18 protein-coding genes are annotated in these 15491 nt (G+C 67.0%); 10 read left to right on the plus strand and 8 right to left on the minus strand.

Annotated elements, in window-relative coordinates; genetic code table 11:
• Position 1 precedes the first annotated feature (1 nt).
• Both AAFP30_RS01525 and ykgO read left to right on the plus strand, forming a co-directional pair.
• Positions 2-247, plus strand: coding sequence for a type B 50S ribosomal protein L31 (locus AAFP30_RS01525; protein WP_419228060.1), 246 nt, complete (start codon positions 2-4; stop codon positions 245-247).
• An 18-nt stretch (positions 248-265) separates the two neighbouring features.
• Entirely contained in the window at positions 266-388 is a 123-nt protein-coding gene (ykgO, locus tag AAFP30_RS01530; protein WP_419228061.1) for a type B 50S ribosomal protein L36, read from the plus strand.
• Between the two features lie 68 nt (positions 389-456).
• Here ykgO and AAFP30_RS01535 read toward each other — a convergent pair whose 3' ends face one another.
• Entirely contained in the window at positions 457-1326 is an 870-nt protein-coding gene (locus tag AAFP30_RS01535; RefSeq protein ID WP_419228062.1) for an FAD:protein FMN transferase, read from the minus strand.
• 46 nt (positions 1327-1372) lie between these two features.
• A complete protein-coding gene (locus AAFP30_RS01540; RefSeq protein ID WP_419228063.1) occupies positions 1373-2065 on the minus strand; it encodes an alpha/beta fold hydrolase in 693 nt (230 codons plus the stop codon).
• A gap of 218 nt (positions 2066-2283) precedes the next feature.
• On the opposite strand from AAFP30_RS01540, the gene AAFP30_RS01545 reads away from it, so the two are divergent.
• Positions 2284-3654, plus strand: coding sequence for an LLM class flavin-dependent oxidoreductase (locus AAFP30_RS01545; RefSeq protein WP_419228064.1), 1371 nt, complete (start codon positions 2284-2286; stop codon positions 3652-3654).
• 49 nt (positions 3655-3703) lie between these two features.
• On the opposite strand, the gene AAFP30_RS01550 is transcribed toward AAFP30_RS01545, so the two are convergent.
• Positions 3704-4042, minus strand: a complete 339-nt coding sequence (locus tag AAFP30_RS01550) for a histone-like nucleoid-structuring protein Lsr2 (RefSeq protein WP_419228065.1) — start codon at positions 4040-4042, stop codon at positions 3704-3706.
• Between the two features lie 188 nt (positions 4043-4230).
• Positions 4231-4977 (minus strand): hypothetical protein, encoded by a 747-nt coding sequence (locus AAFP30_RS01555; protein WP_419228066.1) that lies wholly within the window; start codon positions 4975-4977, stop codon positions 4231-4233.
• A 55-nt stretch (positions 4978-5032) separates the two neighbouring features.
• On the opposite strand from AAFP30_RS01555, the gene AAFP30_RS01560 reads away from it, so the two are divergent.
• From AAFP30_RS01560 to AAFP30_RS01585, 6 genes are all read left to right on the plus strand, one after another.
• The gene (locus AAFP30_RS01560; protein ID WP_419228067.1) at positions 5033-5893 is read left to right on the plus strand and encodes a rhodanese-related sulfurtransferase; all 861 of its coding nucleotides are present in this window, start codon (positions 5033-5035) and stop codon (positions 5891-5893) included.
• Entirely contained in the window at positions 5890-6945 is a 1056-nt protein-coding gene (locus AAFP30_RS01565; protein WP_419228068.1) for a CobW family GTP-binding protein, read from the plus strand. The genes AAFP30_RS01560 and AAFP30_RS01565 overlap by 4 nt, the downstream gene beginning before the upstream one ends.
• A gap of 161 nt (positions 6946-7106) precedes the next feature.
• A complete protein-coding gene (locus AAFP30_RS01570) occupies positions 7107-8231 on the plus strand; it encodes an N-acetylmuramoyl-L-alanine amidase (protein ID WP_419228069.1) in 1125 nt (374 codons plus the stop codon).
• A gap of 89 nt (positions 8232-8320) precedes the next feature.
• Complete coding sequence (locus AAFP30_RS01575; protein ID WP_419228070.1) at positions 8321-9253, plus strand: SDR family oxidoreductase; 933 nt, start codon at positions 8321-8323, stop codon at positions 9251-9253.
• Positions 9254-9262: 9 nt separating this feature from the next.
• On the plus strand, positions 9263-10024 hold the full coding sequence (locus AAFP30_RS01580) for a fructosamine kinase family protein (protein WP_419228071.1): 762 nt from the start codon (positions 9263-9265) through the stop codon (positions 10022-10024).
• Positions 10025-10035: 11 nt separating this feature from the next.
• A complete protein-coding gene (locus tag AAFP30_RS01585) occupies positions 10036-10596 on the plus strand; it encodes a nucleosidase (RefSeq protein WP_419228072.1) in 561 nt (186 codons plus the stop codon).
• A 24-nt stretch (positions 10597-10620) separates the two neighbouring features.
• On the opposite strand, the gene AAFP30_RS01590 is transcribed toward AAFP30_RS01585, so the two are convergent.
• From AAFP30_RS01590 to AAFP30_RS01605, 4 genes are all read right to left on the minus strand, one after another.
• Entirely contained in the window at positions 10621-11562 is a 942-nt protein-coding gene (locus AAFP30_RS01590; protein ID WP_419228073.1) for a DUF6542 domain-containing protein, read from the minus strand.
• A 76-nt stretch (positions 11563-11638) separates the two neighbouring features.
• The gene (locus tag AAFP30_RS01595; RefSeq protein ID WP_419228074.1) at positions 11639-12802 is read right to left on the minus strand and encodes a DNA recombination protein RmuC; all 1164 of its coding nucleotides are present in this window, start codon (positions 12800-12802) and stop codon (positions 11639-11641) included.
• Positions 12803-12825: 23 nt separating this feature from the next.
• Complete coding sequence (locus tag AAFP30_RS01600; protein ID WP_419228075.1) at positions 12826-13341, minus strand: methylated-DNA--[protein]-cysteine S-methyltransferase; 516 nt, start codon at positions 13339-13341, stop codon at positions 12826-12828.
• The gene (locus AAFP30_RS01605) at positions 13338-14954 is read right to left on the minus strand and encodes a DNA-3-methyladenine glycosylase 2 family protein (RefSeq protein ID WP_419228076.1); all 1617 of its coding nucleotides are present in this window, start codon (positions 14952-14954) and stop codon (positions 13338-13340) included. The genes AAFP30_RS01600 and AAFP30_RS01605 overlap by 4 nt, the downstream gene beginning before the upstream one ends.
• A 132-nt stretch (positions 14955-15086) precedes the next feature.
• Here AAFP30_RS01605 and AAFP30_RS01610 point away from each other — a divergent pair, with 132 nt between their 5' ends.
• Positions 15087-15473 carry a hypothetical protein gene (locus AAFP30_RS01610; RefSeq protein WP_419228077.1) on the plus strand — a complete coding sequence of 129 codons (387 nt, stop codon included), beginning with the start codon at positions 15087-15089 and terminating at the stop codon, positions 15471-15473.
• Positions 15474-15491 lie beyond the last annotated feature (18 nt).

Below are 15491 nucleotides of genomic sequence, written 5' to 3' on the forward strand. Positions count from 1 at the left end.
TATGAAATCCGGCATTCACCCCGACTACCACCCCGTTGTCTTCCGCGACGCGTCCACCGGCGACGAGTTGCTCACCCGGTCGACCGTGACGACATCCGAGACGACCGTCTGGACCGACGGCAACACCTATCCGTTGATCATCGTCGAGGTCAGCAATCGGTCGCACCCGTTCTGGACGGGCACCGCAAGGACTTTCGATACCGAGGGTCGAGTCGAGAAGTTCCGCCGTCGCTACGGCATGCGCTGACAATTCCCAGGAGGAAACATGAAGGTACGCAACTCCGTCCGGTCGCTGAAACAGAAGCCTGGCGCCCAGGTCGTCCGACGACGCGGCCGCGTGTTCGTCATCAACAAGAAGGACCCGCGGTTCAAGGCTCGACAGGGGTGATGCCCAGAATGAGCCGACTCAGTACCCGGTGAAGGCGTCGGTGTGCACGAGCCATGGTCGCCGCCGGGTCACCAGAAGGCCTCCAATCCCGGAATCTCGGTCTGCTCGATGTGACCGTCGCGGGTGACGGTGAGATGCCCGAAGCGATCGGTGGGGGGACCGAGACGCTCCCGCAGTACCGAATCCGAGGTAAAGAACAACGCTGTGGCCAGGCCGTCGGCGACCATGGTGGTCGGCGCGAGCACCCAGGTCGCCAACACATTCCACGTCGGCGACGACGACCGCGGATCGACGATGTGGTGCCAGTCCGCCCATGCCCGCCGATTGCTCGCCGACGCGCAGATAGCACCCTCACGCATCTCCACGACGCCGATCGCCATCGTCGGATCCTGCGGATGTTCGAGCGCCACCCGAACCGGATCGGAGCACCCGGAAAACACCATGTCGCCGCTGCCGTCGACAATGAACTCCGAGGCATGGTCGGCGACGATGCCGGCCACCCGGTCTACCGCGAAGCCCTTGCCCGCGGCCCCGACGTCGATCAGTACCGGCGACCGGACATCCAGCGCGCTGGCGTGTCCCGCGAGGACCGACTCCCAGGATGGGACGACGCTGATCGTCGCCGCCGGCCGCAGCGAATACGCCGCGTCGTACCCCGCGTCGGCCAGGGTCTGACCGACGAAGGGGGACACCGCACCCTCGGTCACCTCATAGAGTCGCCGGTACCAATCGATCAGCGGCTGATCGGCCGCCGATATCGGATACCTCCCTGGCCGCCGAGCCATCTCGGCCACCATTGAGTCGTCGCGAAACCGTGACCAGGTGACGTCGATCCGCTCGAGTTCCGTCCTGATGGCCTCGGTTACCTTGTCGCGCAACGGCTCCGGTGTGGTGATCGTCCACTGTGTGCCGAGGGCGGTGAACACCCAGTCGTTCATCTTCTCGTCCGCACACCACACGGTGTCAGGTCAGTACCCGGTCGGATCATCGGTTATCGACGATCAGGGCTTCGGCGACCTCGACCGGGCACGCCAGGGCGGCGAGGTGTCCGCCGGGAACCGGGTGGACGTCGACGCCGAGGCGTTCGGCGGCGATGCGCCGCTGGAAGTCGAACGGGAAGAATCGGTCGTCGCGGCCGGACACCACCCGGACCGGCGCCGGCCACGCGTCGAATGGGGTTTGGCAACCCATGATGAACTCTGACTGCTCCGGCTCACCTTGTGAGAGGGCCTCGGACACAACATCTTCGGGTACGTCGTGGAAGAAATCCGCGATCACGTCGATGTCGTCGCCCAGCGTGCGTCCCTGTGCGGCAGCCAGTTCCGCGCGTGCCGCGCCCGCTCCGCTGGTGGTAAACCAGTGGCCCGGCGTTTCGCGGGGGAGCGGGATCATGGCATTGAGCAGCACGATTCGGTCGGCGTCGAGGCGCTCGGCGAGCACCGGCGCGGTGAATCCGCCCAGCGATTGACCCACGACGACGAGGGTGTCGTCGCCGATACCGGCCACCGTCAACTGCTCCACGCACGCATCGACGTAGGCCGGGAAGTCGGCCGTGTCGTCGCCGGACGGCAGCGAGAGCCCGACGGCGCGATGGCCGCGGGCGACGAGTTCGGGCACCACCCGGTGCCAGTACCACCCACTGCCGCCGGCGCCCGGCACGAGCGCGAAGTTCGTCATGAGGTCAGCGTAGTGGCGCCGGTAACGAGAAGTCAGTCACCTACTCACGCTGAAATGTGCACAGCGTGCGTCTTCGGCGGACCGCGCGCATCGTCTGGGCGGACCCGAATATGCCGGTCACCGGAGTTTGCGCCCACACTGACTTCAACCGTGGCGGCCGCGGGCAGTGCGCGATTGACTCTGTGGCGCAAAGCTTCCCGACGATACGAGGATTCTCGATGACCCGACAGCTCCACCTCGGCGGTTTTCTGATCGCCTCACCGGTCACCCATTCGCATGCCGCGTGGCGGCATCCGGGATCGGAGACCGACTACTTCGGCCCCGAGCACTATCACCGGGTCGGCCGGATCCTCGAGCGCGGCAAGTTCGACTTCGCCTTCTTCGCCGATCTCCTCGCCGCGCCGGTGCGCTTCGGCGGCGATCAGTCCGAGCCGTTCCGGCGGGGCACGCAGGCGGCCGCAACCATCGATCCGTCGCTGGTGGCCGCCAGCATCGCCGCGGTCACCACCCGGCTCGGGATCGCGGTGACCAAGTCCACCACCTACTTTCATCCCTATGAGGTCGCGCGGGTGTTCGGCTCGCTCGACCACCTCACCCGCGGGCGGATAGCGTGGAACATTGTCACCTCGCTCTCGGAGGCCGAGGCCCGCAACTTCGGGTTCGATGCGCACGTCGAGCACGAGGAAAGGTATCTGCGCGCAGAGGAATTCGTACAGACCGCGGTCAAACTGTGGTCGAGCTGGGATGCCGATGCGGTCGCCGCCGACAAAGAATCGGGCGTGTGGGCAGACCCGGACAAGATCCGCACCGTCGATCACGACGGACGCTACTACCGCACCCGAGGCCCGCTCAACCAGCCGCGATCACCGCAGCACCGACCCGTGCTGATCCAGGCCGGGGCGTCGAACACCGGGAAGGACTTCGCCGCGCGCTGGGCGGAGGCCATCTTCGAGATCGACCCGACACCGGAGGGCCGCCGTGCCTACTACGACGACGTGAAGTCCCGTGCGGTGAACTTCGGTCGAAATCCCGATCACGTCAACATCTTTCCGTCGTTCATCCCGTTCATCGGGGAGACCGAATCGATCGCACGGGAAAAGCAGGCATTCCACAATGAGCTCGCCGACCCGATCTCGGGGCTCATCACCCTGTCGGTGCACACCGACCATGATTTCTCCCAATACGACCTCGACGCACCGGTCGAGGACGTGGTGGTCAGTGGCACGCAGGGGTTGTTCGACGTGGCGCGACGCCTCAGTCAACGCGACCGGTTGACGCTGCGCGACATCGGGAAACTGTATGCCCAGGGTGTGTTGCTGCCGCAGTTCGTCGGAACGGCCACCGATGTGGCCGACCAGATCGAGGAATCGTTCACGAGTGGGGAGGCTGACGGATTCATCGTGTCGAGCGCGCAGACTCCCGGCACGTTCAACGACTTCGTCGATTACGTCGTCCCGGAACTGCAGCGCCGCGGCCTGTTCCGGCGCGAATACGAGGGGCGGACACTCCGCGAGCACCTCGGCCTCGGTGCGCCGGCCGACGACCTGCCGGCCGACATACGCGACGAACCCGGACTCGTGGCGGTCTGAGTCCGGGTTCGGGTGAGCGTCGGGAGCAGTCGAGGCCGCTCGATTCAGGTCAGTGAGCGGCTTCGAACGCCTCGATCACGCTCAACGGGATACGTCCGCGTTCGCTGACCTCGTAGCCACTGGTGATCGCCCACTCGCGAATGGCCTTGGTCTGCTCTTTGCTGCGGGCACCGCCCGACGCAGGAGCAGCACGCTTGATGCCTCGCGACGAGGTGACACGGGAGACGTCGATGTATTTGGTCAGAGAATCGCGGAACTGTGCAGCGTGCTTGGACGAGGTGTCGAATTCGTAGGTCTTGCCGTCCAGCGACCACCGGACGGTTTCGTAATCATCGAGAACCTTGCCGTCGATGTCATCAATGACTTGAACGATTTCCTTCTTCGCCATGGTGAACTCCTGTCACGTGTATTCAGAATTAGTTCGCGATCGGTTTGGGCGTAGCGCGGGCTGAACTTGTCGCGGCGTTTGTTGCACAAAGTAGATCGGACTCATGATAGCGGGAAGGATTAAGGAATAGCTGAGAACGGAACCATTCTGCGGGGTATGTCAAGAATGGGGTCGCCGATAATCACAACTCAGGAAGTGGGCGGCGCGGGTGCCGTTGTTTCCGCCGCGGTGGTGGGTGTTGCGGTTATTGGATCGGTGGTTTCGGCGTCCGGTATTCCGACCAGTGATGCCGGCGCTCGATCCGCCGCGAAGATCTTGCGGTATCCCGTTGGCGTGATTGCGAATCCGGTATTCGATTCCGATTCCAGACAGAACAATCCGGTGGTGTCGGAGAGACAGGAAAACCGCGACACGGAAATGGTGTAGCGGTAGGCGAGGATAGAACTCCGGAAGAGGACAGGGTGCTGATTTGCGCATGCGCCGTGCTGCGGGCCATCGGTGTTCAGTGTCACAAGATTGGGTGCCCACGAACATGAAGTCGGCGTGTCGCGCGGTCGCGGGCCGCGTGACGATTCACTGTTGATTCGACACGACAGTGTGCCGGGGTCATTGGCACCCGTGGAACAGTTCACCGCGCGATCGGGTGTGGAGAAGTGAAACCCCGACGTCTTGCGGAGCCGGGATTGCGGGGTCACCGACCCCTGTCGATAGCGTGAATTGTCCACGCGCGGCGCCAAAGCGATCACGCGCCCGATTGTCCAATCCGGAAGATTCTGTGCGGTGGCGGATATCGGCGCCCGCGATACCGATGTCGTCGTTTCGGTTGCCGATTCTGTCGATAACACATCGGTCGGCGGCAAGACGATTTCCGACGGTCGGGTGTCGGCCGACAATGAGCACGCCGTGATGCCGCCGCCCAGCACGGTCACCAGCACGGCTGCGATGACGACGCCTACCGACCGGCGCCGGGCAGGTCCGTACCCTTGCACTGTGTCGACCCCCAAGATCGTGTTGTTCTACGTGTTCACACCCCTGCCGGATCCCGACGCCATTCGGCTGTGGCAGCAGGCCGTCTGTGAACAACACGGACTGCTCGGCAGAATCATCGTGTCACCCCACGGCATCAATGCGACGGTCGGTGGCGACATCGGACGGGTGAAACGCTACGTGAAGGCCACCCGCGCATACCCGGCATTCAAGAATGCCGACATCAAATGGTCAGACGGCACCGGCCACGACTTTCCCCGTCTGACCGTTCGGGTGCGCCCGGAGATCGTCACCTTCGGGGTGCCCGACGAGGTGCGCGTCGACGCCGACGGAGTGGTCGGCGGTGGTACGCATCTGACCCCGCAACAGGTCCACGACCTCGTCGAGCAACGCGGCGACGAGGTCGTATTCCTCGACGGCCGCAACGGCATCGAGGCCGAGTTGGGTCGGTTCTCCGGTGCGGTGGTCACCGAGGCGCAAACCACCCGCGACTTCGTCCCGATCCTCGACAGCGGTGCCCTCGACCACCTCAAGGACCGCCCGGTGATCACCTACTGCACGGGCGGCGTGCGCTGCGAGGTGCTCAGCAGTCTGATGCGGGCGCGAGGTTTTCGCGATGTCTATCAGCTCGACGGCGGCATCGTGCGGTACGGCGAGGAGTTCGGCGACGACGGCCTGTGGGAGGGGTCGCTCTACGTCTTCGACGACCGCATGACGGTCGACTTCTCCGACCACGCTGCGGTGATCGGCACCTGCACCCGCTGCGGTGCGTCCACCAATGCGGTGGCGAACTATCCCGATGAGCTCGGCCGCGACCTCGCGGTGCTCTGCGTGGATTGTCAGGCCGCGGTGACATCCTCGTGAGCCGGGCGCCCATCCCGGTGGTGCTGGTCGCCGGGTTTCTCGGTTCCGGCAAGACGACCCTGCTCAACCACCTGCTACGCAACGCGTCGGGCACGCGAATAGGGGTGTTGGTCAACGACTTCGGTGCGATCAACATCGATGCCATGCTGATCGCGGGACAGGCCGACGGCACGGTCAGTCTGTCCAACGGATGCATGTGCTGTTCGGTCGATGCCGACGGCGTACAGGCCGCCCTCGACCAACTGGTGCGCCCGGCGGCGGCGATCGACGCGATCGTGATCGAGGCCAGCGGTATCGCCGAACCGCGTGCGCTGGTCCGGATGATCACCGGGATCGCCGACGCCCGGTTGCGCTACGGCGGACTCGTCTACGTCGTCGACGCGGCAGGCTTCGAGCAGACGCGCGAGCGGCATCCGGAAATCGACCGTCATTTGGAGATCGCCGACCTGGTGGTGCTGAACAAGGTGGACCTCGTCGACACCGCGCACCTCGAGCGCATTCGCGCGCGGATCGTCGAACGCAACGACACCGCTCCGATGGTGGCGACCACGGACTCTGTCGTCGACTCCGAGATGTTGTTCGATCATCCGGAACGGCCGGGCTCCGCTGCACCACGCAGTGGTCAGCTGACTCTCGACGAACTCTTCGCCGAGTGCGGGACCTCGACGGACGCCGATCGGCATGAGCACGATCACCACCACCTGCACGACCAATACCGCACCATCGCGTACGCCACCGAGCGTCCGATGGATCCGCGGCGCCTGGCCGGATTCCTGGAGCGACCACCCGCCGGCTGCTACCGCATCAAGGGTGTCGTCGCCTTCGACGTACCCGGGCACCGGCAGAAGTTCATGGTGCACGCAGTCGGCGGTTTCATCCGGGTCCAGCGTGGTCCGTGGGGCGATCAGTCGCCGAGTACCAGCATCGTGGCGATCGGGGTCGGTCTCGACGACGTCGAGGTCCGCGACCGGCTCGACGCGGCCGTTGACCAGGGCGTCGACGACGAACACGGCATCCTGAGCATCACGCGCTACCTGATCACAGCTCCCTAACGGTTTCGGTCGGTCCAGGTCGCGAATTTTCCAAAGCCGCGCAAGCCTGTTTCACTTGTTACAAGTGTGACTAATGTGACCAGTGTTGCATCACGGAAAGGGGAGCGGCGCCATGCCGCGGCGATGCAGATATCGCCGACCGGCCGGTGCCGAAGACGACCATGACCCAGATTGCAGTGAAACGTCGGCTACGGATGACCGTCGCCGTGCTCTCCGCGCTCACCGTCGCGACCGGATCGGCGACGGTTGCCACCTTGACCGCGCCCACCGCCGCCGCGGCCCCCGCGCCGGCAGGCACGGCGCTGCTCGGCAAGACGATCTTCCTGGACCCGGGGCATCAGGGCAGCGCGGCCGGACACGCACTCAACGCGCAGGTGCCCGACGGTCGCGGCGGCAAGAAGGACTGCCAGACCACCGGCGCGACCGCGGTCACCGGCGTGCCCGAACACACGATCAACTGGGAGGTCGTGCAGCTGGTCAAGGCCGGGCTGGAGAGTCAGGGCGCCCGCGTGCAGCTGAGCCGGCCCGACGACACCGGCTGGGGTGGCTGCGTCGACCAGCGTGCCGCCGCAGCGAGCAAGTCGGGGGCCGCGGTGTCGGTGAGCATTCACGCCGACTCGACCGCCGCCGGCTCCGACGCCGGCAAAAAGGGATTCCACATGATCGTGCCGACGCTGCCGATCCCCAACGCCACGGTGAACCGGGTGCAGGGCGGCGACGGGCGTAAGGCGTCGTCGTTGATGCGGGATGCCTTCGTCAAGGCGGGCTTCCCGCCGGCCAACTACGCCGGCGTGAACAACGGCATCCAGACCCGTCCGGACATCGCCGCGGTGAACCTGACCACGGTTCCGGCGGTGTTCATCGAGATGGGCAACCTGTCGAACCCGGTCGAGGCGAAGTCGTTGTCTGCCAAGGACGGGCAGCTCAAGTACGCGATGGCGATCACCGACGGCATCTTGAATTTCGTCCGCGGTGGCGCGGCAGCTCCGGCGCCCGCGCCCAACCCGGCACCCAACGCGGCCAAGCCCGCACCCAACGCGGCGGCACCGAACACGCCCGCACCCCCGAACGCCCCGGCGCCCACGACCCCACCCGCGGGCACCACCGATGATCCCGATAGCGGGCTGTCCGCGGTGATCCCGTTCGTCCAGAAGCTGCTCAACAGCGAGGACCCGGCGGCCATCGCGCAGCTGATGCTCGGCGAGGGACAGGATGTGTCGGCACAGGTGCTCAAGGCGATGCTGTCGATCATTTACGGGTTGTTCGGCGGGAAGTTGCCGATCTGAGACGCGCTGTGGTCTGACTGACCGACACTCGGTAGCCGACACCGAAGCTTCGGTGCGGAAGTCGTGCGATGGATGTCTAGGGTGGTGGCATGCGTATCAAGGGGCTCAAGGATCTCGTCGTGATGGATGCGCCGGTGCCGTCGCTGCGGGCTCGTGCTGTCCTGATCACGGGAGCTGCCAGCGGTATCGGTCGCGCAGTCGCGATTGCGGCAGCCGCGCAGGGCGCGGAACTGGTCCTCACCGATCTCCACCCGGAATCACTCGACGCCGTCGTCGAGGAGATCACGGCCTCCGGGGGACGCGTCCTCTATCACCAGGCCGGCGACATCTCCGACTACGACTGGGTGCGTTCGTTTGCCAACCAGGTCGACGCCGAGGTCGGCGTGATGGATGTGGTGATGAACATCGCCGGCATCTCGGTCTGGGGAACCGTGGAGAACCTGGAACACCGGCATTGGCGCTCGATGGTCGACGTCAATCTGATGGGGCCGATCCACATCATCGAGTGCTTCGTGCCGCCGATGATCCGCCGCGGTCGGGGTGGTCATCTGGTGAATGTGTCGTCGTCGGCGGCGCTGCTGGCTTTCCCCTGGCATGCGGCCTACAGCGCCAGCAAGTATGGGCTGCGCGGCGTGTCCGACGTGCTCCGCTTCGATCTGCGGCAACACAACATCGGGGTGTCGCTGGTGTGTCCCGGAGCGGTGGACACACCGCTGGTCAACACCGTCGACATCGTCGGTGTCGACCGCACCGACCCGCGGATCGCCACGCAGGTCGCCCGATTCCACAACCACGCCGTCACTCCTGACGAAGCGGCCGCCGCCATCCTCAAGGGCATCCGCAAGAACCACTACCTCGTCTACACCTCGTTCGACATCCGCTTCGGCTACTGGTGGGCTCGTAAGTTCGCCCTGCCCTACGAGATCGTCATGCGGCTGGCCAACAACCAATTCACCCACTTGGCCCGCATCAGTGGCCGCACCCTCGAGCAGAAGGCTGACCGAACCCGGATTGACGGCTGAGAATCGTTGGTGAACAACGTTTTTCGCAAGGAGCGACGGGGCGACGACCCGGATTTCTTCCGCGCGGAGGCCGCCGGACTGCGGTGGCTCGGTGACGGGGGAGGCCCTGTCGTGGAGGTCCTCGACGTCGGCGACGACCATATCGATCTGGCACGTCTGGCCACGCACCGTCCCGACCCGACCGCGGGCCGCGACTTCGGGGCGGCACTCGCGCGGATGCACGACGCGGGCGCACCGCTGTTCGGTAGCCCGCCCGCGGGCTACCTCGGCCGGCAGTTCATCGGTGAGCGGCCGCTGAGCTCGACAACCCATCAGCGGTGGGGTGAGTTCTATGCCGCGGAGCGGATCGAACCGTATCTGGCGCCGGCGATCGCGGCCGGATTCCTGGGCGCCGCCGACGCCGCGATCACCCGCGAAGCGTGCGTGGCGATCGCCGACGGAGTCTTCGACGACGACGAACCACCGGCCCGCATCCACGGCGACCTGTGGACCGGCAACGTCGTGTGGACACCGACCGGGGTGGTGCTGATCGATCCGGCCGCCCACGGCGGTCACCGGGAGACCGATTTGGGGATGCTCGCGCTGTTCGGCTGCCCATGCCTCGACGCGGTCATCGACGGCTATCAGACCGTGCATCCGCTGCGGGCCGGGTGGCGGGAACGGGTGCCACTGCATCAACTGCACCCACTCGCCGTGCACGCCGCCGGCCACGGACCGTCGTACGGCACCGCGCTGGGCCGTGCGGCGGCCGCCACCCTCGCACTCGCATAGAGTTGCGCACCGTGACTCCGGACCGCTCCGCGCTGATCGTCGCCGCCACCCGAGCCGAGGCCAAATATGTGCCGGCCGATGCCCGACTCCTCATCACCGGGATCGGTAAGGTCCGCGCGTCAATCGCCCTCACCCGCGCGCTGGCTGACACGACCGAGCCGCCGATCACCGAGATCATCAACATCGGCACCGCCGGAGCGTTGCACGACCATCACGCTGGGCTGTTCCTGCCGTCGGTCGTCCTCGAACACGACATCAGTGCCGCCGAACTGCGCGCGATGGGGTATCCGCTGATCGACCGATGGGAGTTTGCCGGCGGCGACGGCACCGTCATCGCGTCCGGCGACACCTTCGTCGCCGACCCGGTGCGGCGCGCGGAACTCGCCCAGCACGCCGATCTCGTCGACATGGAGAGCTGCGCGGTCGCCCACGTGGCCGCCGAGTTCGGCATCGGGTGCCGGTTCGTGAAGGTGGTCAGCGACAGCGCCGACGAGGGTGCGATGGAATGGCCGTCACTGGTCGATGCGGCCGCGCGCGATCTGGGTGAGTGGCTCGTCGCGGATCAGCGCTGACCCACCGAACCCAGAGGTCGAAGGTCAGGCCGAGGTCTCCGGGCGGCCCGGGTTCGGCCGGCGTCGCACCGCGGGTGCCGGCGTATCGGCGACGTCGATGGCCTCGATCTGCTCGCCGGCCTCGGCGCGCAGGACCGCGCCGGCGGTGGCGCGTTTCTTGGCCGGACGGGCCGGTGGGGCATCGACGACGACCGCACCCTCGACGGCTCCGGACTGCCTGCTCGGTGCGGCCTGCTTCTTCGGTGCGGACTGCTTGGTGGGTGCCGATTGCTTGGTGGGTGTCGCCTGCTTGGCCGTGGATGTGCCCTCCGGCCGGGCCGGGCGTTCGGTGGGCCGTTGCGCTGTCGGCTTGCGCTTACGCGGCCGGTCGGCGCCCACCGGCGGGGCGTCACCGGTTCGGGCAGCTGTCTTCGTGGCCTGCGGGGTGCCCTGCGGTCGGGTACCCCGCGCTTGTGCGGGCTTCTTTCCTGCGGACGACGCGGTGCGGGCAGCGTCGGCGGGCTGCCTCGCCGGACCTCCGCTGCCGGCCCCTCGGGGACGAGCCGGGGTCGGCGTCGCGCGATCACGGGTGAGGAACCAGCGTGCGAGGACCAGGGCGAGAGTGACCAGGAAGGTCAACGCAAGCCAGGGGAAGTCGTTCGCGATCGGCAGCAGCACCTTGAAGATCAGGCTCTTGAGTCCCGACGACGCGGCGTCGGAGTTCAGGCCGTAGAGGGTGATGACCCCGACGAGGAAGGCGATCAGCGGGGGCTGGGCGGCGGCGGTGAACAGTGCGCGGCGACGTACCGCGAGGGCCGCGACGACGCAGCCGAGCAGGTAGCAGAACTTGAACACCGATCCCAGGGAGTCGGTGTTGCTCGCATCGATCGCCGCACCGATCCCGGTGATGACAGTGGCCACCACGACCGCTCCCCACCAGGGGAGACCGCGGACCGTGGGCAGCACCGACTGCTGGTCCAAGGGCACGGCGGAACGCTGGCTAGGGGCAGAAGGCACATGTAGAAGGTACCGGTTCCCTTTCGGAAAACCCTTAACCGTCGAGTCATGTTGCCCATTGATCGGTGCCCGCGCGGCGCGGGACGACATCGATCGGTGTGACCACGACCGGCTCGGCCTCGCCGTCGAGCGCGTCGAGTTCGGCGAGCTTACGCGCGGTCACGCCCACTCGGGCGTCGACGGCACCGACCGTCGAGTTGAACGATTCGACTGCGCGCCGCAGCGATCCGCCCAGGCGATCGAGGTGACCGAGCACACTGCCGAGCCGATGATGCAGTTCGGTGCCCAACTGGTGGATCGTCGCGGCATCACGCGCCATGGCGTCGTGTCGCCAGCCGAGCGCGACCGTCCGCAACAACGCGACGAGGGTGGACGGTGTGGTCAACACCACATTCTTGGTGAACCCGAGCTCGATGAGTTCCGGATCGGCGCGCATCGCGGCCTCGAGCACCGGGTCACTCGGGACGAACAGGACGACCATCTCGGGGGTGTTCGGAAACGCCGACCAATACGCTTTCGACGACAGATGGCCGATGTGGGCGCGCATGGCGCGTGCGTGCTCGGCAAAGAGTCGGTCCGCGCTCGCGGCGTCGTCGGCCTCGATTGCACCCAGATACGACTGCAGCGGCACCTTGGCGTCGACGACGATGCACCGGCCCCCGGACAACCGGATGACCATGTCCGGTCGGATCGCGCCGGACTCCACCTGCATCGACACCTGTGCGTCGAAATCGCAGTGTCTGGTCATGCCGGCGAGCTCGACCACCCTCTCGAGCTGCAGCTCGCCCCAGCGTCCCCGCACCTGCGGGGTGTGCAGCGCATTGGTCAACGCCCGGGTCTGTTCGGTCAGCGCAGTCGACACCGCGTGCATGCCACGGACCTGCTCGGTGAGCCCCGCATAGGCGCCGACCCGATGATGCTCGGTACGGCGCAACTCCTCGGAGAGCTGGCCGAGCACCGACCGCAGCGGGTCGACGATGTGCGAGACCTGCGCCCCGATCGCCGACGACTGACGTCGGGCCGCGTCCTCACTCGCGCTCGACAGGGACCGGGCGGCCAGGTCCTGGGCGGACCGGATCGCGTCGAGTTCGGCGCGCGCCGCGGCCACCGTGGCCGCCGACCGCGACGCATGCGCGAGCCATCCGATGACCAACCCCAGAACGGCCCCGACGAGCACGGCGACCACAATCGATGTGTGCATGGCCGCCATCGTGCTCGATGGGTCCGACAGAATTACTCCGGGAGCTTCTCCTCGCGGGCCAGCAGCGACTGCTTGACCGGCAATCCGTAGCGGAATCCGCCGAGGGAGCCGTCGCTGCGCAGGACCCGATGACACGGGACGAACAACGCGGCGGCGTTACGGGCACATGCGGCGGCGGCCGCGCGGGTCGCCGATGGGTTGCCCGCCAGCTCGGCGAACTCGGTGTAGCTGACCGGGGATCCTGGGGCGACGGTGCGCAACACGGTCCACGCCTGCTCGAGGAACGGACCCGAATGCTGGATCACCTCGATCTTGTCCAGCGCCGGGAACTCGCCGCCGTAGTACGCCGCGACCGCGTCGCGGATGGTGGCGAGCCCGTCGGTGGGAGCGGTCGATTCCGGCCGGATCGATGAATGAACAAGTGCGACAAGATAGTTCGGATCATCGGTCCAGCCCGATGCGAGGACGCGATCCTGGTCGTCGGCGACGACGGTGAACGGGCCGTCGGGCGTGTCGACGGTGATGACGGGTGCGGTGTGCGAGGTCATGATGGCCTTTCTAACGGTGCGCCGGTCGGCCCGGCAGTGGATGGTGCAGAGCGTGGGGCCCGCGTCCGGGGTGGCGTCATCATCGGCTCGGTCGTCGTCGCTGGAGTCAGTATGGACTCCCGCACCGACAATGCGTGGCGCCACAGGTGCATGGACGCGTACGACCGCCACGGGGACCAGCGGTGGGCGTGGCCGGCCAGGTCGATGCCGAGGTCGGCTGCGGCGCGGGCCACCACCAGGTCGGTGTCGAGCAGGATGTCCGGGTCTCCGGTGATCCGCATGGCGACATAGTCGGCCGTCCAGGGGCCGATCCCGGGCAGCGCCAACAGGTCGGCGCGCAGATCCGGCGTCGACCGACCGGCATGCAGGTCGACCCGCCCGGAGGCCACCGCGCCGGCGACGGCGACGATGGCGTCGATCCGGCGCTGCGGCCCGGACAGCACCTCGCGTCCGTGCTCGGCGATCGCGGACATCTGCGGGAACAGTCGCCAGTCGCCGGGCGGGAGGTCGTCGTGGCCGTCGGCGGGCAGGGGCTCACCGAGCGCGGCGACCAGACGATCGACGTGATGCCGTGCGGCCTTGACGCTGATCTGCTGGCCGATCATCGTGCGGATCAGGGTTTCGCCGGGATCGACCGAGCCGGGTACGCGCAGACCGGGGGCGGCCGCGACGAGTGGCGCGAGCAGCGGGTCGCCGGCCAGCGCAGCGTCGACGCTCTCGGCGTCCGCGTCGAGGTCGAGAAGGCGGCGGATACGGTTGACGGCCACACCCAGATCGCGCATGTCCAGGCGGGTCAGCTCGGCGACCACGTGACCGTCGGCCGGTTGTAGCGTGACCAGCGCAGGTCCGTGGGGCAGGCGAAGCGCACGCCGGTAGCGCCATCTGCCGGCGCCCAGATCGTCGACCTCCTCGGTGCCGGTGACGGCGTGACCGGCCAGGAACCAATGCAGCCAGCGGGTGTCGAGGGGGCTGCGGTAGGCCAGCCGCAACGACACGCCACCCACCGGTGGTGCTGCGGCCGCCACCGGCGACCGCAGCCGCCGGAGCTGGGTGGGGGTGAGCGCGAAGACCTCGCGGACCGTGTCATTGAACTGCCGGATGCTGGTGAAACCGGCGGCGAAGGCGATGTCGGACATGGGCATCGCGGTGCACTGAATGAGGATGCGGGCGGTCGCGGCCCGGTGTGCCCGGGCCAGCGCCAGCGGACCGGCGCCCAAGTTCTCGGAGAGCACCCTGTTCAGATGCCGCGGTGTGTAGCCCAGCTGGGCCGCGAGCCCGTCGACCCCGGCGCGGTCGACGATGCCGTCGGCGATCAGCCGCATCGCCCGCGATGAGAGGTCGGCACCGGAGTTCCAGCGCGGAGATCCGGGAACCGCGTCGGGTGCGCATCGGCGGCAGGCCCGATAGCCAAGATGCTGGGCGGCGGCCGCGGTGATGACGAAGTGGACGTTCTCGCGGCGTGGTGTCTGGGCGGGGCAGGACGGCCGGCAGTAGATCCCGGTGGTGCGGACCGTGACATAGAACTGACCGTCGAACCGGGTGTCGCGGGCCGACAGCGCGCGATAGCAGCGGTCGAAGTCAAGGGTGTCGGTGGCGGTCGTCGTCGTGGGCACGTCACCAGCCTGGCATCGATCGCGACCGCGTACTGGCGGAAATCGGACGTGACGCCAATCCGGCAGTTCGCGCGGCGGCTTTGTTGGGGGTTTGACGTGACGTAGATAACACTCCCTGGCACTATGTGAACCATGGCTACACCGTTTGGTGACCGACAACGACGTCGGAACCGCGAGATGGCCCTGTCGGAACTGCCGGCGTGGGGGCTGGAAATCATGATGGGTCTCTACGGACCCGACACCGTGGGTCGGCTCTGCGCCGACGAGAAAGCCGACGGTGTGTCGGCGAAAGTGATCGACGATTCGCCGGGTCAACTGCAACCCGAGCGGCCGTGGCAGGAACGCTTGGGTTCCTACGACTGGGGTGGTGAACCATCGGCGGGTGGCGGTACTGGGACGTCGACCCGACCCGATTCGGCACCGCCCCGCCACGTCGAACCGATGACGCCGGTCACCATGCAGATCGAGGCCGTCAACCAACTGGTGCACTACCTCGAACGGAAGTTCAAGCGACACTGACCGACCCGACGTCGCACG

Source organism: Gordonia sp. CPCC 205515, from assembly GCF_048537925.1.
Lineage (GTDB): Bacteria > Actinomycetota > Actinomycetes > Mycobacteriales > Mycobacteriaceae > Gordonia.